General features: G+C 64.5%; 14 protein-coding genes. 10 read left to right on the forward strand and 4 right to left on the reverse strand.

The window, feature by feature from the left end:
• Nucleotides 1-288 precede the first annotated feature (288 nt).
• The 3 genes from D2E23_RS10100 to D2E23_RS10110 all read left to right on the forward strand — a co-directional run bounded on the left by D2E23_RS10100 (nt 289) and on the right by D2E23_RS10110 (nt 4,244).
• Nucleotides 289-1,002 (forward strand): ABC transporter ATP-binding protein, encoded by a 714-nt coding sequence (locus D2E23_RS10100; RefSeq protein WP_126030785.1) that lies wholly within the window; start codon nt 289-291, stop codon nt 1,000-1,002.
• Nucleotides 1,003-1,412: 410 nt separating this feature from the next.
• Nucleotides 1,413-2,711 carry a COG1361 S-layer family protein gene (locus D2E23_RS10105; protein ID WP_164520782.1) on the forward strand — a complete coding sequence of 433 codons (1,299 nt, stop codon included), beginning with the start codon at nt 1,413-1,415 and terminating at the stop codon, nt 2,709-2,711.
• Between the two features lie 12 nt (nt 2,712-2,723).
• A complete protein-coding gene (locus tag D2E23_RS10110) occupies nt 2,724-4,244 on the forward strand; it encodes an ABC transporter permease (RefSeq protein ID WP_126030786.1) in 1,521 nt (506 codons plus the stop codon).
• A 580-nt stretch (nt 4,245-4,824) separates the two neighbouring features.
• On the opposite strand, the gene D2E23_RS10115 is transcribed toward D2E23_RS10110, so the two are convergent.
• Nucleotides 4,825-6,756, reverse strand: a complete 1,932-nt coding sequence (locus tag D2E23_RS10115) for a 1-deoxy-D-xylulose-5-phosphate synthase (protein ID WP_126030787.1) — start codon at nt 6,754-6,756, stop codon at nt 4,825-4,827.
• 225 nt (nt 6,757-6,981) lie between these two features.
• On the opposite strand from D2E23_RS10115, the gene D2E23_RS10120 reads away from it, so the two are divergent.
• The 4 genes from D2E23_RS10120 (at nt 6,982) to purK (ending at nt 11,574) form a co-directional block, all read left to right on the forward strand.
• The gene (locus tag D2E23_RS10120; RefSeq protein WP_126030788.1) at nt 6,982-7,971 is read left to right on the forward strand and encodes a zinc-binding dehydrogenase; all 990 of its coding nucleotides are present in this window, start codon (nt 6,982-6,984) and stop codon (nt 7,969-7,971) included.
• Between the two features lie 657 nt (nt 7,972-8,628).
• A complete protein-coding gene (locus D2E23_RS10125; protein ID WP_164520783.1) occupies nt 8,629-9,681 on the forward strand; it encodes an ATP-binding cassette domain-containing protein in 1,053 nt (350 codons plus the stop codon).
• Between the two features lie 242 nt (nt 9,682-9,923).
• Nucleotides 9,924-10,421, forward strand: a complete 498-nt coding sequence (gene purE, locus D2E23_RS10130; RefSeq protein ID WP_093959957.1) for a 5-(carboxyamino)imidazole ribonucleotide mutase — start codon at nt 9,924-9,926, stop codon at nt 10,419-10,421.
• The gene (gene purK / locus D2E23_RS10135; RefSeq protein WP_126030790.1) at nt 10,405-11,574 is read left to right on the forward strand and encodes a 5-(carboxyamino)imidazole ribonucleotide synthase; all 1,170 of its coding nucleotides are present in this window, start codon (nt 10,405-10,407) and stop codon (nt 11,572-11,574) included. Before purE ends, purK begins: the two co-directional genes overlap by 17 nt.
• Before the next feature lie 369 nt (nt 11,575-11,943).
• Here the strand turns inward: purK and D2E23_RS10140 are convergent, their stop codons facing one another.
• Nucleotides 11,944-12,267 (reverse strand): hypothetical protein, encoded by a 324-nt coding sequence (locus D2E23_RS10140; protein WP_126030791.1) that lies wholly within the window; start codon nt 12,265-12,267, stop codon nt 11,944-11,946.
• A gap of 652 nt (nt 12,268-12,919) precedes the next feature.
• Between D2E23_RS10140 and D2E23_RS10145 the strand changes: the two genes are divergently transcribed.
• A complete protein-coding gene (locus tag D2E23_RS10145) occupies nt 12,920-14,194 on the forward strand; it encodes an MFS transporter (RefSeq protein WP_126030792.1) in 1,275 nt (424 codons plus the stop codon).
• 322 nt (nt 14,195-14,516) lie between these two features.
• Here the strand turns inward: D2E23_RS10145 and D2E23_RS10150 are convergent, their stop codons facing one another.
• Both D2E23_RS10150 and D2E23_RS10155 read right to left on the reverse strand, forming a co-directional pair.
• A complete protein-coding gene (locus D2E23_RS10150; protein WP_164520784.1) occupies nt 14,517-15,557 on the reverse strand; it encodes a LacI family DNA-binding transcriptional regulator in 1,041 nt (346 codons plus the stop codon).
• Between the two features lie 62 nt (nt 15,558-15,619).
• Nucleotides 15,620-16,693, reverse strand: a complete 1,074-nt coding sequence (locus D2E23_RS10155; protein WP_164520785.1) for a LacI family DNA-binding transcriptional regulator — start codon at nt 16,691-16,693, stop codon at nt 15,620-15,622.
• Between the two features lie 337 nt (nt 16,694-17,030).
• On the opposite strand from D2E23_RS10155, the gene D2E23_RS10160 reads away from it, so the two are divergent.
• Entirely contained in the window at nt 17,031-18,302 is a 1,272-nt protein-coding gene (locus D2E23_RS10160; protein ID WP_164520786.1) for an MFS transporter, read from the forward strand.
• Between the two features lie 313 nt (nt 18,303-18,615).
• Complete coding sequence (locus D2E23_RS10165) at nt 18,616-21,960, forward strand: heparinase II/III domain-containing protein (RefSeq protein ID WP_126030796.1); 3,345 nt, start codon at nt 18,616-18,618, stop codon at nt 21,958-21,960.
• Nucleotides 21,961-21,986: the final 26 nt, after the last annotated feature.

The raw sequence follows: 21,986 nt of genomic DNA on the forward strand, positions 1-21,986 counted from the left end.
CCCCCACCCCCACCCCGACACCGTCGTCGGGAAATCATCCCGGGGAACTATGGGGGTGTCGTGTCGAATCGCGATACGCTGAAAACAGTGTCGTCATGCTGCGCGAAATCGTCCGACTCACTCGCCTTGCCGTATCTGACACGGCAGGGGTTGAACTTCGGAGGAGCCCATACGATCCTTGATCGTGCAGCGGCGATCGGCGATGGCTGAACGCCGTCGAGGAAGAGACGATCCGTCGACCGCCATCAACGCCAAGGTGCGTACGGTCGGTGGCAAAGGAGGTGAGCCATGGGCGGATCCGATCACGGACCATCCCGACCCATCATCGAAGTGCGGAACCTGCGCAAGGAATATCCGGTCGGCGACGAGGTCGTCGTGGCGCTCGAACGCGTGAATCTGCGCATACCCAAAGGACAGATCTGCTGCATCTTCGGCGAATCCGGATCCGGCAAAAGCACGCTGCTCAACCAGCTCGCCGGCATGGAGAAACCCACGCGCGGCGGCGTGATGATCGGCGGAGTGCCCATCTCCAAACTCGAGGAGCACGAACTGGCCGAATTCCGCCAGAAGCATCTCGGATTCGTGTTCCAGTCCTACAATCTGCTGCCCAACCTCACCGCCGTGGAGAACGTGGCCATGCCGCTCATGTTCCGCGGAGTCCCCAAGGCGCAGCGCGAGGCCGCGGCCCGGGCCATGCTCAAACGCGTCGGCCTCGAACGCCGCATGAAGCACTTCCCGTACCAGATGTCGGGCGGACAGCAGCAGCGCGTAGGCATCGCCCGCGCGTTCGTGGCCAAGCCGCAGGTGGTGTTTGCCGACGAGCCGACCGGCAACCTCGATTCCAAAACCAAAACCGACGTAATGGAGATGATGTGCTCGTTCGCGCGACGGCTCGACCAGACGATCGTGCTGGTTTCGCACGACGGCAACATGGCCTCCTACGCCGACCGCATCGTCACCCTGCTCGACGGTCGCATCATCGCCGACACCATGAACGCCTGAACCAACTCCGCCCACCCCTGACGCACGATGAAAACCGCACGATGAAACCGGCAGCCGCGGGAAGCCTGAATCGTCTCACATCGGCTTCCCCTTGAGGGGAAGCTGGCAGCCGCAGGCTGACTGATGAGGTGAAAACAGAACACAGCCGCCGAAGGCGACCCAATCCACCATCCGGTAAACGGCGAAGCGGAATCAGCCGATGACGGGTACATGCACGTTGCGACTGGTCGCGGCGTCACCTCATCCGTCGGCTTTGCCGACACCTTCCCCTCAAGGGGAAGGAAATGGTTCATACTGCGCTTCGCGTCAGGCGTGTTCTTCAAACCTTCCCCTCAGGGGGAAGGAGGGAGAGAGGCCGGCCGAACTTGACATCGTACTTGACAACAACGGAACTAGAAGAAGGAAACCCTATGAACGTCATATCCACCAGCCAGGCATCGGCCGCGGCAACGCCGGTGCGCCGACTGCTCGGCATGCTGCTTGCGGTCATGATGAGCCTGATGCTCGGACTGGCCGTCAGCGCGCCTCCCGCGCTCGCCGACGACAACACCGGCGCATCCGCCGCGAACGGCACCGTCGCGACCGCCACGGACAACGGCTCCGGTTCCACGCAGACCGTGATCGCCGGACCCGTGCCGAACATCATCGTCACCGGCTACACGTACGGCGGCAACACCGTGGCCGCGGGCGCCACGTTCCCGCTCAACTTCACGTTCCAGAACAAGGGCAAGGTACGCGTGGAGAACATGGTCGTCACCGTGGACGGAGGCGAGAACTTCACCATCGCCGGCGGCACGAACACGTTCTACTTCGACCGTCTGTCCGCGGGCGGCAGCCTGAGCCAGGAGGTGCAGATGCAGGCGGTGACCGGCGCCAAAAGCGGCGCACAGGGCATCACCGTGAGCTTCCGCTACGAGTACGTGGATCAGGACCAGCGCGGCTCGAACAACACCGACATCAAACTGTCCGTGCCGGTGAGTCAGCCCGACCGCTTCCAGGTGAACGACCCGCAGATCCCCGAGACCGTCAACTCGGGTGAGGAGACCACCGTCACCATGGAATACGTGAACAAGGGCAAGGGCGACATCGCCAACGTGGAGGCCACGGTGGATGGCGACGGCATTGAGGCGGTGACTAAGACCCAGTATCTCGGCAACGTGGCGTCCGGCGCGTCCGGTTCGATCGGATTCGCGTTCACGCCCACCACCACGGGCGAGGTGAACGCCAAGTTCACCGTCACCTACGAGGATTCCGACGGCCATCCGCAGACCAAGGAGTTCCCGGTCACGCTCAACGTGCAGGAGCCGCCGACCCCGGTCGAGTCCGACGCAGCCGCCGACGCGACCGTGCAGGAGCAGCAGGGCGTGCCGTGGTGGGCGTACGCCATCGTCGCAGTCGCTGTGGTGCTGCTGATCGTCGTGATCGTGGTGGTGCGTCGCAGGAGGAAGCGCAAGAAGAAGGCCAGCGTCGACGAGGCTTGGGATGACTGGGAGAAGGGCGCCGACAGCACCTCGGCCACCGGAGAGTCCACCGCCGGCGCGGGTGCGGGCACGGCAGCCGCGGACGGCGCCGCCACCACGGTCATCACGCCCAACGACGACACGATGGACATGCCTGCCGTCGCATCCGTCTCCGACATGCCCGGCACCGGTCTGTCCGGTACGAGCGCGCACGACGCACCGAACGGCGCCCGCCGTCGCGGCCGCTAGACGGGACCTGCCATGCGTTTCGACGATATCCTGCGCCTGTGCGCGCAGAACATGTTCCGACGCAAATCGCGAACGATCCTCACCGTGCTCGGCGTGATCGTCGGCTGCTGTTCGATCGTGCTGATGATCTCGCTCGGCGCGGGCGTGAGCGAGCAGAACCAAGCCATGCTCAAGCAGATGGGCGATCTCAACGTCATCACCGTGTACAAGCCCGGCTCCGGTTACGGCACCGCGTCGAGCACGTCCACGAGCTCGTCCGGCACCGGGGCGGACGGCGAGGTGAAGCTCGACGACGACGCCATCGCGTCGATGAAGGAGATTCCCGGCGTGGTGGGCGCCACCGGGCAGATGACGATCGACTATCCGCTGACGGTCAGCACCGACAATGGGCGCTACTACACGACCTACGTCATGATCGACGCGATCGACATGTCCGAATTCTCGACACTGGGATTGGAACTCACACAGGGCGAGGCACCCAAACGCGCCGACGAAGTGCTCGTCGGACAGTACTTCGCCTACCAGTTCATGGACAAGTACCGGCCCGAAGGCAGCAACATGCGCAATCAGCCGTACGACGCCGGCGACGGTCAGGTGACGCAGTGCGACAACACCGGCAACTGCGAGACCGTGCCCGCGGACGAGGCACAGAAGCCGTTCTTCGACCCGGTCACGTCCACGATCACCGTCACGTTCGGCTCACAGGACGGTTCGTCTTCGGGAGTCGTCGGTTCGGCGTCCGGCACGACGGGCACGACCGACGGCACGAGTACCGGCGACGGCTCGTCCGGTTCGGGGTCGTCCTCGGCGAACACGTTCAAGTTCAAGCCGACCGGCATCCTCAAGGAGGACTACAACAAGGGGCAGGCCACGTCCACCGGCATGCTGCTGGACATCACGCAGGTCAGGGCCATGCTCGCCAAGCTCGACAAGTCGACGGCGCTGAAGGGCACGTCGTACAACCAGGCGATGGTCAAGGTGAGCGACATCTCGCAGGTGCCGGACGTGGAGCAGCAGATCCGTGACATGGGATTCGGCACCACGTCGTACGAGCAGATGCGCAAGGATCTGGAGCAGCAGTCGCGGTTCATCCAGCTCATGCTCGGCGGCATCGGCGCGGTGTCGCTGCTCGTGGCGGCGATCGGCATCACGAACACGATGGTCATGTCCGTGACCGAACGCACGCGCGAGATCGGCATCATGAAGGCGCTCGGTTGCTACGTGCGCGACATCCGCATGATGTTCCTCGGCGAGGCCGGCGCGATCGGATTCATGGGAGGTGTGATCGGCTGCATACTGAGCGGCGTGATTTCGCTGGGCCTCAATCTGCTCGTGCTCGGCGGATTCAGTTGGGAGCATGTGCGGCAGGCGATCATGGGCGGCGACGACGTGACCAGACTGTCGGTGATCCCGCCGTGGCTGTTCGTGTTCGCGATCCTGTTCTCCATGGCGATCGGTCTGATCTCCGGCTTCGGCCCGTCCAACAAGGCCGTGAAGATTCCCGCCCTCGACGCGATCAAGAACGAGCAGTAGGTGCGTGGGAGCGGTTTGTGGAATTGGTGTGTTGGATCGGCCGATGGGGTCGGTGTTCGGTATCGACCTGTTGGATCGGCTGGTGGGATTGGTGTGGGGGAGCGGCTGGTGGAATCGACCTGCGGTCGATATTTCGTTGATGCGGCTTCGCCGCGTCACCTCATCCGTCCGGCTAGCGCCGGCCACCTTCCCCTCAAGGGGAAGGCGGGTGAACCCCGTGAGCCGTACTCGGAAAAGCACAAGCTAATCCATATTCCAGTAAGCGCAAAATGCAAACCAGCCCTTCCTTCCCCTTGAGGGGAAGGTGTCGGCGCAGCTGACGGATGAGGTGACGCCGTTGAGAGGAAGGCGGATAAACCCTGTTTGTCGTACAGGGGTAAGTTTGTCTGCGTTGTGGCGAGAACGGAATACAGACAAACCCCTCCTTCCCCTTGAGGGGAAGGTGTCGGCGCCAGCCGACGGATGAGGTGATGCGGCAAAGCCGCAACAATGCAGTATCGGTCGTAGACCGATACCACTCCTATGAGCGGCCGTCCATCTCTGTTTTTACTAGTTATGCCGAACCTCCGGAAAGCATCTCTCACAGCGCCGCGAGCGCGCGTTCGGCGATGTGCTTCGGCGTCAGTCCGTAGCGTTCGCGCAGCGCGGGCAGTGGCACGCGGTCGGTGACCTCCTTGCGCGCACCGAAGTTGAGCACGCGCATCGGAGTGGTCGGGGTCGCCGACTGAGACGGGGTCGCCGACTGAGACGTCGAAGCCGTCTGGCCAACCCGGCCGTAGTACGAGGCGATCTTCTCGCCCCAGCCGCCTTCAAGCTGACCGTCTTCGATGGTCACGGCCACCGTGTGATCGGCGCGCAGCGCGTCGAGCGTGACGACGTCGATCGTGGAGAACTGATGCGGGTCGATCACCGTGGCTGTAACGCCATGCGCGTCGAGCTCGCGGGCGGTGGCCTCCGCGGTCGGGTAGGCGTCGCCGAGGCCGATCAGCGCGATCCGCGACCCCGAACGCGTGACGGTGTAATGAGCCCACGGGTTGCCGGCGGTCGGCGTGACGGTGATGTCGTGTTCATCATGAGCGCCAACACCGTCGGCACTAGCGGCACTGTCGATGCCAACACTGCCATCGCCGATTGTCGCGCCGATTGTCGTCGTCTCGTCGAACGCCGGATATCCGCCCGACCGTTCGGCGGCAAGTATGTCGTTGCCGGGCATGCGGATCGCCACGGGGCGTGCGGCCGGTCCGGTCGACCAGGCGAGCATGTCGAGCAGTTCGCGACCGCTCGTCGGTGCCAGGCAGGTCAGGCCGGGCACGTTGCCGAACATCATGATGTCGCCCGCACCGGAATGCGTGTTGTCGGTGCCGGAGATGCCGCCGCCGAAGATCAGCAGCGTGCCGGGCGCTTGGTTGAGCGCGAACTCCTGATGGATCTGGTCGTACGCGCGCTGGAAGAACGTGGCGCTCGTGGCGAGCACCGGCGTGCCGCCCGCCCGCGCGACGCCCGCGGCGAACGCGACGGCGTGCTCCTCGGTGATGCCCGTGTCAAGATAGTGCGTTCCGGCCGCGGCGCGCCATTCGCGGGTGATGCCGTTCGAGCCGGGCGTGGCGGGGGAGATGACCAGCAGACCGGGCTCACGGTCGAATCGTGCGGCCAGCGCGTCCATGGCCATCATGCCGTACGTCTTGCGTGCATTAAGGGGGGATCCCGCCGCGGAATCGGGGTTATGCCAGTGGTTGCTCTCCACCGACCCCTCCTCGCTGCCGAGTCCCTTGCCCTTGAGCGTGTGAATGTGCACCACGATCGGATGGTCGATGTCCTTTACGTCGGCGAACGCGCGGACCAGCGTGGCCACGTCGTTGCCGTCCTCCACGTACCGATAGTCAAGTCCCATCGAACGGAACAGATTGCGCTGCGCACGGCCCTTCGACACGCGCAGTTCCGCCAGATCGTCGTACATGCCGCCATGATCCTCGGCGATCGACATCTCGTTGTCGTTGAGCACAATGATCAGATTGGAACGCAGTTCGCCGGCCTCGTTCAGTCCTTCGAACGCCACCGCGCTGCTGAGCGCGCCGTCGCCGATCAGCGCGATCACGTTGCCGTCGCCGCCCATGAGATCGCGCGCCTTCGCCATGCCGCACGCCAGCGAGATCGACGTGCCCGTATGGCCCAAAACGAACGGATCGTGCGCGCTTTCCAACGGATTCGTAAACCCGGTCACATCGCCGAACTTCGACGGATCGGTGAATGCCTCACGGCGTCCGGTAAGCATCTTGTGCACATAACTCTGGTGGGAGACGTCGAAAATGATGCGGTCGCGCGGCGAATCGAACACGTAGTGCAGGGCGATCGTGGCTTCCACCAAGCCAAGATTCGAACCGATGTGCCCGCCATGGGCGTGCGAATACGTGAGGAGCGCGCGGCGGATCTCGTCCGCCAGATCAGGCAGCTGATCCACGGCAAGATGCTTCAGATCGCTCGGACCGTTGATCCCCGCCAGAAAATCGCTCATCCCTGCTCCTTCGCTGCTCGCGCGTCGCTCGTCTTCCAAAGGCGAAAGCATAGCCGAAACCATGCGACCGATGCATCCACTTCGTACGATACCCCCAACATCTCCGTATCACGGGTGTTTCCGGTCATGGGCGTTTGCGGGGCGCGCATGGGCGTGTCTGGCACGGTTTGCCGTGGGCCGGCGTCACAATGAATACGACGACATGCCGAGCGAAAGGGAATGCCAATGAAGGCCGTATACGCGAACGATGTGAACTACGACGATCCGCTGTCCGTACTGGAAGTGGGGGAGAGGCCCGAGCCGACGCCCCGCGAATACTGGTCCACGATCAGCGTGAAATCCGCCACCGTGAACCACCACGACCTGTGGTCGCTGCAGGGCGTGGGACTGTCCGCCGCGCAGACGCCGATGATCCTCGGCACCGACGCCGCCGGCATCCTCGACGACGACATCCCCGTGCGTAAGGGACTCAAGGCCGGCAGCGAAGTCGTGCTGTACACGTTCGTCGGCACCGACGGCAACGGCGTGGCACCGGGCGAGCGCCGCACCATCCTGTCCGAAAAATACGCCGGCACGCTCGCCGAGAAGACCCAGGTGCCCAGCGCCAACGTGTTCGCCAAGCCCACGAACCTCAGCTTCGACGAGGCCGCGGCGCTCGGCACCAGCTGGCTGACCGCCTACTCGCTCGTATTCAGCGCCGCCGGCGTGAAGCCCGGCGACACGATCCTCGTGCAGGGCGCGGGCGGCGGCGTGTCCACCGCGGCCATCCAGCTCGCCCATGCGGCTGGACTCGAAGTGTTCGTCACCTCCCGCAGCGAAGCTAAGCGCGACCGTGCCGTCGCCCTGGGTGCCGACGCCGCATTCGAACCGGGCGTCCGACTGCCGCGCAAGGTGGACGCCGTGATCGAATCCGTGGGCGCGGCCACCTGGTCGCACTCCGTCAAGTCCGTGCGCCCCGGCGGCACGATCGCCGTCTGCGGCGCTACCACCGGCGACCAGCCCGGCGCCGAACTGACCCGCGTGTTCTTCCAGGACATTCGCGTGCAGGGCGTGACCATGGGATCGCGCGACGACTTCGCTCGACTGCTGCGCTTCGTCGAGCACGCCGACATCCACCCCGTCATCGACTCCACGTACGCGCTCGCCGACGCTCCCGCCGCCTTCCGCAAGGTTCTCGACGGCGACGTCTTCGGCAAGGTTGTGCTGCGCGTGTGAGCGTGAGCGTGCGGGCGGCGGCATCGCCTTGCGGCGATACGGTGGTTGTTTTCACTGCGTGAAAACGGGTCACCTCATCAGTCTCGCTTCGCTCGACAGCTTCCCCTTGAGGGGAAGGTGTCGGCGTAGCCGACGGATGAGGTGATCCTCCCTACGCAGCAAGCACACGTTTGCACAGCGAATACACGGCGCCGCATCGTCGCCCCGTCCGCTGCCGGACCTGCTGTTCGTGCCTGCTGCCGGCGTTCGTCGCCCGCGTTCGCTGCCGAATCTGTCGCCGCGTCTACCACCCGCGTCCGCCTCTGCGAACCGCTCTTCATGGCCGGATGACCCGTCATCGGACCGTCGATTACGAATATTTGATCGGTTTCCACAAACGGCGTTTATACCGATCCGGGAGGAAGTCGGGAAATCCTTGCAATCGCAACGGTCATCCATGCAACGTCCAGCGAACTTTCCGGTATCTTCCCGCGACATCCCGCGCGTGCGGCTGGAAACCGGGGACGAAGTTCACTACGATCGCAATCAGCAAACGTGTGTGAAACAAGCTGGACGACGCCTGTATGGCAGGCGACGGCATGACGGGCGATGCCGGATCATGCCAAGCGAAGGCCAGCGATGGACGTCGGTAATGACGGAATGGAAGGGGAACTCCCGATGGTCGATGCGATAGTCTTCTCCTCGGTAACCAAGACGGTGCTGACCGCGGACGGTCCCAAGTCGTTGATCAAGGACGTGAATCTCAACTTTGAGGCCGGCGGCATCTACGGCATCATCGGACTGGGCGGCGCCGGCAAATCCACGCTGCTCAAGCTCGTCGACCACACGCTCACCCCCACCTCCGGCACGATCAGCGTGCTCGGGCAGGACCTCGGCGCGCTCGACGCCACCGGCCTGGCCGCCGTCAAGGCGCAGATCAGCAAGGTGGGCGTGTTCCCCGACTTCGATCCTGACCGCACCATCCTCGAATCCGTGGCCATCGCCGCAGGCGAGGACCCCGAGGCACGCGAACCCGACGAGAAGGCGCGTGCCAAGGCGTTCCGACTGCTGCGGGAAGTGAGCCTGCGCTCGCAGAAGGACACCTACCCGTCGCAGCTGTCCGGCGGCGAACTGCAGCGTGCCGCCGTGGCGCGCGCGTTCGCGTCCAGCCCGCGCATCGTGCTGCTCGACGAGGTGACCGCCGCGCAGGATCATCTCGAAAGCCTCGACATTCTGCGACTCGTTCAGCAGTTCGCCCACGAATCCGAGGCGACCGTGCTGCTCGCCACGCATGAGATCTCCGCGGTCAAGGAGATCTGCGACCACATCGTGGTGCTCGACCGCGGTCTGGTGGTGGAGGAGGGTGCCACGCATGCCGTGCTCGCCGACCCGCAGGCCGCGCAGACGCGCATCTTCACCCAGTCGGCGTCCAGCCTCGGCAAGGTGCAGACCCTGCTCGACGGCCATGATCCGGTGGTGGATCTGCGCCCCGGACAGAAGCTCATCTCCCTGCGCTACGTGCACGAGGACGTCTCCGAGCCGCTGGTCTCGCTGGTCACGCGCAAGTTCGGCATCGACGTGAACATCATGCTCGCCGACGTGCAGATCGTGGGCAAGCATCCGATCGGCGGCATTGTGGCGGTGTTCGAAGGCCCCGAACGCAACATTCGCGACGCGATCACCTTCCTGCGTTCCAAGAAGGTCCGCGTGGAGGTCCTCGCCGAGAACTGATTCGGCGTCGGCCCGCATGCGTTCAGGACCATCGTGCTCCCTAAGCCGTCGGGGCTGCATGTTCGCAGGACGACCAATGTGCGTGTGCTCCCTCCATGGGAGGGAGCTGTCATGCAGGGCATGACTGAGGGAGGGCTACTGGGCGCGCCGACCGTGCCCCTCCCCAATACCCCGTCCCCGTTTTCCCCCGCCGTGCGTACAGTGGTGTCTGTTCTTATGGGTCCTTGAACGGGAGGTTCGACATGGCCGAAAACACGCCGCTGGTAGCGGTCGTTATGGGTTCTTCCAGCGATTGGGAGACGATGAAGCATGCTTGCGAAATGCTCGATCAGTTCGGTGTTCCGTACCACAAGCAGGTGATCTCCGCCCACCGTACGCCGGAGCTCATGGCCGACTTTGCCCACTCCGCGCGTGAGAAGGGCTTCCACGTGATCATCGCCGGCGCAGGCGGCGCCGCCCATCTGCCGGGCATGATCGCCGCGCAGACCACGCTGCCGGTCATCGGTGTGCCGGTGCGTTCCCACGCCCTGTCCGGCTGGGATTCGCTGCTGTCCATCGTGCAGATGCCCGGCGGCATCCCCGTGGCTACCACGGCCGTGGGCAACTCCGGCGCCACGAACGCCGGTCTGCTGGCCGTGAGCATCCTGTCGACCACCGACGAGCGTCTGGCCAAGGAGCTGCAGGAGTACCGCGACGGTCTGAAGAAGAAGGTGGAGGAATCGAATGCCCAGCTTGTCTGAGGAGACCAACGGCGCGGTCAAGATGCTGCAGCCCGGCGCCACCATCGGCATCGTCGGCGGCGGCCAGCTCGGCCGCATGATGGCCATCGTGGCCAAGTACCGCGGCTTCCGCATCGGCGTGCTCGACCCGACCCCCGACTGCCCGACCGCACAGGTGGCCGACTTCCAGGTCGTCGGTGAATACGACGACAAGACCGCCATCCACGACCTGGCCGAGAAGTCCGACGTGCTCACCTACGAGTTCGAGAACGTGGACGCCGACGCCATCGACGAGGTGCGCCACCTGGTCGCCGCCCCGCAGGGCACCGACCTGCTGCGCGTAACGCAGGACCGCATCAACGAGAAGACGTTCATCAACGAGCATGGCATCGAGACCGCCCCGTGGCGCGAGGTCAACGACTTCGACGAGCTCGAGGCCGCCATTGACGACCTGCACTACCCGTGCGTGCTGAAGACCCGTTCCGGCGGCTACGACGGTCACGGTCAGCACGTGCTCCGCAGCGACGCCGACCTTGAGAAGATCCGCGCCCGCGGCGACCGTGGCGGCGGCTTCCCGCCGAGCATTCTCGAGGGATTCGTCGACTTCGCGTTCGAGGCGTCGATCCTGGTCTCCGGCAACGGCAAGGACTACGTGACGTTCCCGATGGTGCGCAACGACCATCGCAACAACATCCTGCACATCACCGTCGCCCCGGCCGAAGTGAGCGACGAGCTGCACCAGCAGGCCCATGATCTTGCGCTGCGTCTGGCGAAGGGCTTCGAGCTGGCGGGTACGCTCGCCATCGAGCTGTTCATCACCAAGGACGGCCGCGTGGTCGTCAACGAGCTGGCGCCGCGTCCGCACAACTCCGGCCACTACACCATCGAGGCCTGCTCGATCGACCAGTTCGACGCGCACATCCGCGGCATCGCCGGCTGGCCGCTGCCCGAGCCGAAGCTGCTCAGCCCCGCCGTCATGGTGAACGTGCTCGGCCAGCATGTGGCGCCCAGCCGCGCGCTGATCGCCGACCACCCCGAGTGGAACGTGCACGACTACGGCAAGGCGCAGGTGCGGCACAACCGCAAGATGGGGCACATCACCGTGCTCACCGACGACACCGCCCGCACCGTGGCCGATCTCGAGGCCACCGGCGTGTGGGACGACCTAAAGTAGCCGAAACAGACGGAATAGTCAGGTCTGATACCGTTCGCCCGGTTTCAGGTACGTTTGGTTTCCTCGTCGAAACGCAACGTACCCGGAGCCGGGCGTTCGCGTACGTTCCGCTGTCGTTGGCAGGCATGACGTAATCGGATCCTCGATTACGGTTACGTTATGGTGTATATGGGTGACGGATCGTAATCGAGCCTGTTCCCACGGTTACGTTCCGTCACGGGAGCGAAGCGGATCGTACCCGCAGGCCGGCCGCACGGGCGCGGGACACGCTGGATGTCGTGTTCGACGCGAAAGGCCCCGGAGCGCAATGGATAGCACATTGCGCTCCGGGGCCTTTCGCGTAGGAAACAAGAATGGATGGTGTTCCGCTCAGCCGCGCTTCTTGACGAGGTCCTCGGAATCCTTGTCCAGCGTGGCCATGATGGCGTGCTGGGCGTCTTTCACGTAGCCGAAGCCGCCGGCCTTGGAGAACGCGGTCTTGGCGGCCTCGTCCTCGGAGACGGAACGGGTCACGCGGGCGATGGCGACCAGCACGTTCGGCAGCTGTGAGTCGGGCGCATCGTTGCCCAGCTCACCGTAGAACCGGATGGTCTCCACGTCGTTCGGATTGGCGCCATTGGTGGGAGCGGCCTTCAGTGCTTCCACGATGCCGCCGAGATACTGCTTCATTGGATACTCTGTTGGAATGCTCATGGCTCCCATGGTAGGAGCGTGTCCGCCGGCTGTTAAGCGTGGATCGCCACTGTTTTACCAATGGCAAACCACCGTTCACGTGCCATTGATCCGGGGTAAAATTCCAATGGGTTCTATATTCCTCCTCGTCTTTCTCTTTTCTGGATGTATCCCGTGCCGTCGGACGCCTATCTTCGAGTTCTGAAGTAATATTCGCTGTTCCCGGACATCAATCTCCAAGTTCTGAAGTTTCCGGCACCGGAAACCGGGGTACGGTCGTTGCAATTTCGTCGGCCATACTTCGTGACTCGGCGCTGGAAACTTCAGAACTCGGAGATTGATGTCTGCAACGGGGTCAAATGACTTCAGAACTTGGAGATTGCCTGTCCGGCTGTTGCGAGGAAGTCTCGTTCCGGCAGTGCGACTAAGCGAAGCCGAGCATATCCTGGCCCGATTCTCTGATGGAACGAATGTAACTTGTTACAGAAAAACATGGTGCCCGTTGTTGACCATGAAGCTGATTTTTGTTGCAATTCCAATGGTTTTCTCGTGTTTTGAAACTTTTTTGAAATCGGTTTCTTAATGATATTGTTCTGAATTGTCACCGAACGACGATGTCGTCGGACTCCCGTCGGGGAAGACGGGTGGGAAATGAGCATGAAGGAGTGTCGTCATGGCTGCACAATATGTAAGCAACGGTTCCGGGGTATCCCCGCACCGCGGAATAGTGGATGAGGATCAGCCGAAGTTCCCGTGGAAGCCTGGCCTTGGCCTGCTCTTCGGAGGAGCGGGATGGTATTGGGCGGGCCAGGCCGTCAACGCCGTGCTGCTGCCCGCCAAGATCGGGCAGATCGACCCGCAGGGCAAGGTGGCCATGGTGGCCATCGTGTCCACGGTGACCATGGTGATCTCCATCTTCGCCGGCATCATCGGCGGCGCGCTCTCCGACATGACCCGCACCCGCTTCGGCTCCCGTACCCCGTGGATCGTCGGCGGCGTGATCCTGGGCACCATCGCGCTGCTATGCTTCGCGTTCACCAGCCATGTGGCCGTGGTGCTGGTGTCGTGGTGGGTGTACGCGGCCGTGTACAACGCCATGCTGGCGGCCGGCTGCGCATGGCAGCCCGACCAGGTGGCTCCCCGCTGGCGAGGCACCGCGTCGTCGCTGTACGGCGTGGGACACCAGGCCGCCCTGCAGGGCGCTCAGGTGGTGGCCGCCCTGTTCGTGACCAACATCCCCACCGGCGTGATCATCTCGCTGGTCATCGGCGACGTGCTGTCGCTGCTGTCCGTGGCCGTGTGCCGTGAACCCTCCAACACGGACGTCCCTCGCGAGAAGTTCACGATCAGCGCCGCGCTCACCAACTTCCTGCCGCCCAAGGATGGCGGCCGCGACTACTGGCTGGCCGCGCTCGCCCGCTTCCTGTGGATGGTCCCCGGCGGCATCGGCACCTACCGTCTGTACACGCTGACCGACTACATGGGCCAGTCCGAGGCCGATGCCGGCAAGTGGATGAGCTTCATGGCTTTGCTGGCCGTGATCGCCGCCGTGAGCTGCGGCATCATCGCCGGCCCGATCGCCGATAAGTTCCGTAGCATCAAGATCCCGCTGGGCGTGGCGATCCTCACCGTGGGCCTGCCCTGCTGGCTGCCGTTCTTCATCCCGACCACGGTGATGTACACCATCTACGTGGCCGTCTCTTCGCTGGGCTCCGGCGTGTTCAGCTCCCTCGACCAGGCGATCATGACCACCGTGCTGCCCAACCCGAAGAACGCCGCCAAGGATCTCGCGTTCCTCAACTCCTGCGGCGTGGTCGGCAACCTGTGCGCCCCGCTGCTCGCCGGCTGGGTGATCCACACCTTCGGCTACGCGGGTCTGTTCCCGATGGGCTTCATCGTGCTGACGCTCGCCGCCATCTGCGTGTTCTTCATCAAGAAGGTGCACTGATCCGTCTGATTGAGCCGATGGTTCGATAATCGATTCCGTGGCTGATGGCCGTGGGGTGCCTGGAAACAGGCGCCTTGCGGCCATTGTTGTTTTTGGGGCGGAGAGAGAGGGAGGGTTCTGTTGTGGGGTGGGGCCCTCCCTCTGTCATGACGTGCGTCATGACATCTCCCTCCCATGGAGGGAGAACTCCGGAGAGGAACGTGCTCCCTCCTGGGGAGGGAGCTGTCAGACGAAGTCTGACTGAGGGAGGGCTCTGGCGCTGCTCGCCGTTTTCCCCGCGAAGCGCCTCCATTCCGTTCTGCCTACTCTTTTTTCTTACCCCCTACCGCCTTCCCGCCGGCGGAGCGATCGAATCGCGGAGTATGAACCGCGACTCGAAGGTGGTGTGCAGGTCGGGATTACCGGGCTCCGGCCGTTTGAAGACCAGTTCGGCGGCGCGTTGCCCCACGGCCCGGAACGACGGTCGGATCGTCGTCAATGATGGCGTGATGTCGGCGGCGAACGGAATGTCGTCGAATCCCACGACGGACAGATCATCCGGAATGCGCAGGCCGAGCCGTCGCGCGGCCCGATACACGCCGATCGCGATGTCGTCGGAGAACGTCATCACGGCGGTCGGCCGCTCATCCGGCCGCTCAACGAACCGTCCCAGCAGCTGTTCCGCGGCCCGGCACCCGTCCGCGGTGATGTTTGGACATCGAATGATCAGCGAGGGGTCCACGGGAATTCCCTCGCTCTCAAGACCCCGTCGATACCCGTCCACGCGCCGGTGCGCCGAATCCTGATCCCAGTCGCCGATGAACGCGATCCGCCGATGGCCGAGCATCACCAGATTGCGTGTGGCGCGGCTCACCGCCATGGTCTGCTCGTATGAGACCGTGGCGACCTGCGGCAGCTGCGGAATCTCCGGTCTGCACAGCACCAGATACGAGCCGATCGACCGCAGCGCCTCGTCATACCGGCGGATCCGCTCGACGTATTCGGCGGAGCCGTCCCCCGATTTGCCGAAGATCATGCCCGTGGCGCGCTGCTGCATGTACATGCGGACAAGCGCGCGCTCCTGATGGATATCCGGCCCCACGGTATTGGCCGTAAACATCGCCCCGTGCCTGGTGGCCACCTGCTCCATGCCGTCGATCACATCGCTCTGTGTGCCGGCCCGCGCGAACGTGATGTAGACCAACAGCCGCGGCCCGATGCCCATCATCGACTTCGCCAGCGTGTTGACGGTGTAATGCAGATCTTCAGCCGCCTGCAGCACGCGTTCCCGGGTCCGATCGCTGACGGATCCCTTGCCGTTGAACACCCGCGACGCCGTGGCAACCGACACCCCGGCCGCCCGCGCCACATCCCGCAGCGTCACGCCCTCGGTGCGGCTGGGACCGGGGGAGGTCTCCCGCCGAGGGCCCTGATGCCCCGCGCGGCTCATCGCGGCACCGGTCCCATGGATTCACGCACGATGGGCGTGGACGCGAACGTGGCGTGCAGATTCGTGCCGTTCGCCGACTGCGGGTCGAAGCAGAATCGCGCCGCCTGCCGGCCAAGCGTGAGGAACGGCGCGGCCACGGTGGTGAGCGTCGGCGTGACGTCGAGACATGAGGGGATGTCGCCGAACCCGACGACCGACAGATCGTCGGGGATGCGCAGACCAAGACGCCGGGCCGCACGATAGGCGCCGAGCGCGATGTAGTCGGAGTGGGCGACGATCGCCGTCGGACGTTCCCCGTCCGGCAGTGACAGCAGCCGTTCGATGACCGGCTGCGATTCGGCCTGCGAATTGCGGCAGTGCACCATCCATGCGGGGTTCGGCTCAAGCCCGGACTCTCGCATGCCCTGCTCGAATCCACGCATGCGCAGCTGCGCCGGCATGTTGGTTTCCGCGCCCACGAACGCGATGCGCGTATGCCCCAGATCGGTCAGCGCCCGTGTGAGTCGGCGGCCCGGCCCGGTCTGCTCGTAGTCGACGGTGGGGATGTTCGGCTCACCGGGGATCTCCGGTCGCCCGCAGAACACCAGCGGCGAGCCGATGGACCGCAGATGATCGCGGTAGCGCCGCACGTTGGCGAGAAATTCGGGGGAGTCGTCGCCCGACCGGCCGATCACCACGCCGGCCGCACGCTGCTGGGTGAAGAAGTCGATCAGATCCGAGGTTCGATCATCCGCGCTGACGGTGGTGCTTACGATCAGCATGGAGTCATGCTGTTTCGCCACGGATTCGAGTCCCATGATGATGTCGCCCTGCGCGTCGTCGCGCACCTGATACGTGAGATAGACGAGCGGCCGCGGTCCGGCTCCCGACATGGATCGGGCGAGTCCGTTGATCGTGTAGTTGAGTCGTTGCGCCGCGTCGACCACCCGGGCCCGGGTCTCATCCGAAATGTGCGTGTTGCCGGACAGCGCGCGTGACGCCGTGCTGACCGACACTCCTGCCTCCCGCGCCACGTCGCGCAGATTGGCTCCCGTGCCCGCGCGGGGACCGGGACTGTTCCGTCTTGTCATGGTTGCGATTGTATCGCGTCCCACTATGTGCGACGCCGGCGGCACGACAGTCCATGAAACCAGTTGCATAAACTCGTTGCGCAATGAATGTCCTATAAACACCTTGATTTGATTGCAATATCAACGATTGTTCGGCGTGTCGCACGATTGTATGAAACCGATATCAACCATTTATGGTTAGAGCTATCGCAACGCCGAGAAAACGGTTGATGAACTGCACAAGCGCAGGATGAACACCGTTCCGGCCCGTTGCCCAACGACCACATCCGATCCGCATGGCAGGGGATCGGTCGCGGCCACCGCCTATGTATGCATTGACCATAAAGGAGTGTCTTCAATGTCGAACACCGTAGCCAAGGAGAAGGAGGGGACGACGATCGTCTCCAAGATCTCCGATGAGGACCAGCCCAAGTTCCCATGGCGCCCCGCGCTGGCGCTGCTGATCGGCCCCGCCGGATGGGCCGCCCCGTTCACTGCGCTCAACGCCGTGCTGCTGCCCGCCAAGGTGGCGAACATCGCCCCCGGTCAGAAGGTCGCCATCGTGGCACTCGTCACGTCCGTCACCATGATCGTCTCGCTGATCTCCGGCATCATCTTCGGCGCGCTCTCCGACATGACCCGATCTCGCTTCGGCTCGCGAACCCCGTGGGTGATCGGCGGCGCCGTCGCCGGCTCGCTGTGTCTGATCGTGTTCGCCATGACCGACAGCCTGCCCGTCATGCTGGTGTCCTGGTGGGCGTACGACGCGTTCTTCCACGCCATCACCGCAGCCGGCACCGCCTGGCTGCCCGACCGCGTGGCACCGCGTTGGCGCGGCTCCGCATCCGCCATGTTCGGCGTGGCCGGACAGATCGGCAACCTCGGCGTGCAGGCCGTGGCCGCCCAGTTCATGAACAACATCCCCGCCGGTGTGATCTTCGCACTCGTCGCCGCCGACATCTGCGTGCTCGTCGCCTGCGTGATCTGCAAGGAGCCGTCCAACAAGCACGAGGACCCGGTCAAGTTCGACCTGTCCGCGTTCCGCAACTTCCTGCCCCCGCTGCACGGCAGCCGTGACTACTACCTCGCCGCGCTCGCCCGCATGCTGTGGATGATGCCCGGCGGCATTGGCACCTACCGTCTGTTCACGCTCACCGACTACATGCACCAGACCAAGGCGCAGGCCGCCGACTGGATGAGCCTCATGGCCTCGCTGAGCCTGGTCATCGGCATCGTGTTCTGCCTGATCTCCGGCCCGCTTGCCGACCGTTTCCACACCGTCAAGATCCCGTGCGTGATCGCCGTGTTCGTGGTCTGCGTGCCCTGCTGGCTGCCGTTCTTCGACCCCACGCCCATGACGTACACCATCTACGTGGCCATCTCCGCCATCGGCGGCGGCATCTTCAACGCGCTTGACCAGACGATCATGACCAGCGTGCTGCCCGACGCCAAGACCGCGGCCAAGGATCTCGCGTTCATCAACGTGGCCGGCACCATCGGCAACCTGCTTGCCCCGATCGTGGCGGCGGCCGTGATCGGCGCGTTCGGCTACCGCGGACTGTTCCCGATGGGCTTCATCATCCTCAGCTGCGCCGCCCTGTGCATCCTCGCCATCAAGCGCGTCCACTGATTTCTCCCTCACTCGTGCTCCCTCCTCGGAGGGAGCCATCGCGCAATGTGCGCCTGGCAATCTCACTCGTGCTCCCTCCATGGGAGGGAGCTGTCGTGCAGCGAGCGCCTGGCAATCTCACTTGTGCTCCCCCCCAAGGGAGCTGTCACGCAACGCGTCTGGCAATCTCACTTGTCCCCCCCCAAGGGAGCTGTCACGCAACGCGTCTGGCAATCTTGCTTGTGCTCCCTCCGTGGGAGGGAGCTGTCGCGCGAAGCGTGACTGAGGGAGGGATCCCATCCCCATCTCCATCCACCCAAACGAGGCGAATCCAATGAGTGCCGAATCCATCATGCGGCTGCAGCGGCTGGCCGCCCACACCAAAGCCGTGATGAACGACCCCGACGCGGTCTACCCGCAGGGCGCGCTCGACGGCGTGGCCGACATGCTCGACCTGGCCGAACGCGTGATCGACGGCACGTATCGTCGTCCGTTCAGCCACAGTCACCATTTCCTGCCCGACATCGACGCCGCCGACTTCGTCACGCGATTCCACACCATGATCACCGGCTGGCAGACGCCCGGCGACATGGAACGCACCTATGGTCTTGCCGACGCCGCCGACTGGCTCTCCACGCAGGATCTGGCCGCCCTGCCGCTGCCGGAGCTGCGCGACCGTGTGGACACGACGACGGCGCGCGCCCGTCAGGTTCTGGACTCGGTGAAGTCGGGCACTGCCCTCGGCAACGTGAACCCGGAACGGTATCGCGATCTGGAGACTGCGTTGGCGGCGTGCGAAACCACCGTCAACGCCGTGTCCCCCGATCATCGTGCGCTCGCCCGCCGCGTGGCCGACTGCATGGACGCGATCCGCAACTGCCTGGCATCGCGCGTGCTGGCCTGCGATCTGACCGACGGTGATGATCTCCCGGCACTGTTCTTCTCCTCCGCGGACGAACGGGCGGCCCTGATCGAACGCATCCGTTCCGACGAATTCCTGAGCGCCCGCTATCGGGACATCAAGGCCATCGCCGACGAATGGAGGCCGTCCGACGCCGACGCCATGGCCGGTCTGTGCCGCGACGACGTGGATTATGCCGCGGCCGACCGCAGATTCCGCATGTGGGCGAGTTCGGAAAGCGAATACAATTTCGTCACTCCGGCGGATGCCGTCTCGGCGACCATCGAGATCGCACTTCCGGCGACCGAACGGTACGCCGACGGCCGCAGTTTCGCGTGGATCGATCAGCTGCGCATCGCCTCCGCGCAGGAGGGCGACTGGGCGCTGCTGAATCCCGGATTCGACGGGGCGGCAGACCATGCCGATAGCCCCGAAGAAGCCGCCGACGTTCCCGCGCACTGGGTCTCCCGTTCCACCGCCGGATCGCTGATCCGCCGCGATGCGCGCGAACTGTATCGCATCGGCGAGGGTGCATCGCTGTATCTGGAGAATCCCGATCTGACGGACGGCGCCGTCGGCACTGACGTTGCGGGTACTGACGTTGCGGGCACAGACATTGTCGACGCCGGCGCCACCGCCATTCCCGACGCCTCCGGTTTCGTCGGCGCCCGCGCGGTCAACGATCAGCCCATCTCCGTGCCGGCGAACACCGCGTGCACGCTCGCGTTCATGGGCAAACTCGACGGCGTGATGCCGCACGGTCTGCACATCCGCTTGCGCTTCCTCAACGCCGACTGCGAGGAATGCGGCGCCGAGGACTGGGATTTCAATCGCGCCGCCGCACTCTGGCAGGTCAAGGGCCCTGGCCGTGGCCCCGCCCTGAGCGCGCAGACCGACGCGATCGTCGCGTTCATGGAATCCGATCGCGATCCCGCAGCCGCACGCGTCTACGCGATCAAGGCGAAGAACGAGATCATGCTCGAACTCGACGACTTCTGCCAGGGTGCCGAACATTGGATGGTCAACAACGCCCGCCCATACGGCTGCGACTCCTACGGCGCCGTGCAGGCCGGCCGCATCCTCTGCTCGGTGGCCGCCACGCTTACGCTGATCCAATCGTTCCACGTGTTCTCGGACAGTGAGACCGCACGGTTCCTCGACCTCATCGACGTCATGCTGCTGTACGTCACCGACGCGCGCGACCGTACGGCGTACCCGGCCGACGAAATACTGCTCGGCGCGACCAACTGGCAAACCGACATGATGGCCGGAGCCGCCGTGATCTCGCTCGCCCTGCTCGACGCCGGCATCCTCGACCCCGCACGCGCCCTGCGCGCCCGCCGCATGATCGCCGACGGCACATGGTTTCTCAAGGCACAGGTCGACGATCACGTGAACCCGGACGGGGCGTTCCCCGAATCGCTGCGCTACCATATGGCCGCATTGAGCCGCTACACGTTCGTCGCCGGCGTGCTCGGTCGCGGCACCGGCGACGACTGGTACCGGTCCACCCGACTGCGCGACATGTTCCGCTACTACGCGGACATGGTCACCCCGCCCTACGCGTACAAGAAAGGCCGCCGATCCACGCCCACGTTCGGCGACCATCAGCTTGGCGACGGCACCGAATTCGCACAGCTCGGCCTGCACGCCAGCGACGTGGCCGCGGTGGATCCCGCGCTCGCCCAGCAGATGCGGGACCTGTGGCTGGAGGCCGGCCGGCCCGTGCCGCCGTTCAGCACCGAGGCCGTGGCGTTCGAGCATCTGCTGCCGAACATGGATCCGGTGCCCGGCCACGAACCGTACGATTGGGCGCCGCTGCATTCGACCGCCGCCTACCCGGATTCCGGCATCGCCCTGTTCCGCAAGGCGTTCGGCACGCCGCATGAACAGTTCCTCGCCGTCATGTCGAGTCCGCGGCCGATCGGACACGGGCATTTCGATCAGGGATCGTTCATCTACTACAAGGACTGCGTGCCGATCGTGGTCGACCCCGGCATCATCGGTTACTTCGACACCTCCAAGGACTGGCTGTACAGTTCCTCCGCGCACGCCACCATGCAGTTCGCGTCACGGTATGGGCGTCTGGAGCAGGCGGCGGTCACCGTGGAACGGCTCGACGAAAGCCTGTACAGTCGTCAGTTCGGATACGTGGATACGCCGCGATCGTCACGCGTGCTGGACGTGCATGTTGGGGGAGTGGATGTGAGTGGTGTCGATGGTGGCGCTGCCGATGGTGGCGTTGCCGATGGCAGTGCTGCCGATGGCGCCGCTGAGGAGTCGATCACGATCGCCATCGACAATCCGGAAGGCGCGGGCACGCAGATCCGCACGATCACCTGGTTCCCCGAACCCGAACTGATTCTGGTGCACGACCGCGTGCGCGACTTCGACGGCACGGTCCGCTTCACCCTGCCGCTGGCAGCCACGACGACCGAGGAGACCTCGTCGCGTGGGGCGGTATCGTCTGCGGGCGGTGTTCGTGAATTCACATCCGCGTGCGACTATGGTCTGCGTTTGCAGACCTTGTTCCTCACGCCGGTCGACACCGTGACCTGCGAATGGGGAACCTCCTCGCCGGTCGCGCCGCCGGTGAACGGCCGCGACCAGCTGCAGTTCCTCCGTGCGGAGACCCAGGCCTCCCAGGGATTCACCGTACTGCTCAACGCCATGCACGACGGCGAACCGAAGGCGCACGCGGCGTGGAGTCCCGACGGTGCCCTCTACCTCACCAAAGGCCCCTGGACCCACACCCTCCATCCAGACTCCTCTCTCTGAGGCTGAGTCCGTAACGGTAAACGCCT

It is taken from the genome of Bifidobacterium callimiconis, from assembly GCF_003952005.1.
Classification (GTDB): Bacteria; Actinomycetota; Actinomycetes; order Actinomycetales; family Bifidobacteriaceae; genus Galliscardovia; species Galliscardovia callimiconis.

What these genes read in the sequence shown, in the direction of transcription:
- D2E23_RS10115 (WP_126030787.1), bottom strand. Translation starts at nt 6,756, where the DNA reads ATGAGCGATTTTCTGGCGGGGATCAACGGTCCGAGCGATCTGAAGCAT.
- D2E23_RS10140 (WP_126030791.1), bottom strand. Translation starts at nt 12,267, where the DNA reads ATGAGCATTCCAACAGAGTATCCAATGAAGCAGTATCTCGGCGGCATC.
- D2E23_RS10125 (WP_164520783.1), top strand. Translation starts at nt 8,629, where the DNA reads ATGGTCGATGCGATAGTCTTCTCCTCGGTAACCAAGACGGTGCTGACC.
- D2E23_RS10110 (WP_126030786.1), top strand. Translation starts at nt 2,724, where the DNA reads ATGCGTTTCGACGATATCCTGCGCCTGTGCGCGCAGAACATGTTCCGA.
- purE (WP_093959957.1), top strand. Translation starts at nt 9,924, where the DNA reads ATGGCCGAAAACACGCCGCTGGTAGCGGTCGTTATGGGTTCTTCCAGC.
- D2E23_RS10105 (WP_164520782.1), top strand. Translation starts at nt 1,413, where the DNA reads ATGAACGTCATATCCACCAGCCAGGCATCGGCCGCGGCAACGCCGGTG.
- D2E23_RS10145 (WP_126030792.1), top strand. Translation starts at nt 12,920, where the DNA reads ATGGCTGCACAATATGTAAGCAACGGTTCCGGGGTATCCCCGCACCGC.
- D2E23_RS10165 (WP_126030796.1), top strand. Translation starts at nt 18,616, where the DNA reads ATGAGTGCCGAATCCATCATGCGGCTGCAGCGGCTGGCCGCCCACACC.
- D2E23_RS10160 (WP_164520786.1), top strand. Translation starts at nt 17,031, where the DNA reads ATGTCGAACACCGTAGCCAAGGAGAAGGAGGGGACGACGATCGTCTCC.
- purK (WP_126030790.1), top strand. Translation starts at nt 10,405, where the DNA reads ATGCCCAGCTTGTCTGAGGAGACCAACGGCGCGGTCAAGATGCTGCAG.
- D2E23_RS10100 (WP_126030785.1), top strand. Translation starts at nt 289, where the DNA reads ATGGGCGGATCCGATCACGGACCATCCCGACCCATCATCGAAGTGCGG.
- D2E23_RS10120 (WP_126030788.1), top strand. Translation starts at nt 6,982, where the DNA reads ATGAAGGCCGTATACGCGAACGATGTGAACTACGACGATCCGCTGTCC.
- D2E23_RS10155 (WP_164520785.1), bottom strand. Translation starts at nt 16,693, where the DNA reads ATGACAAGACGGAACAGTCCCGGTCCCCGCGCGGGCACGGGAGCCAAT.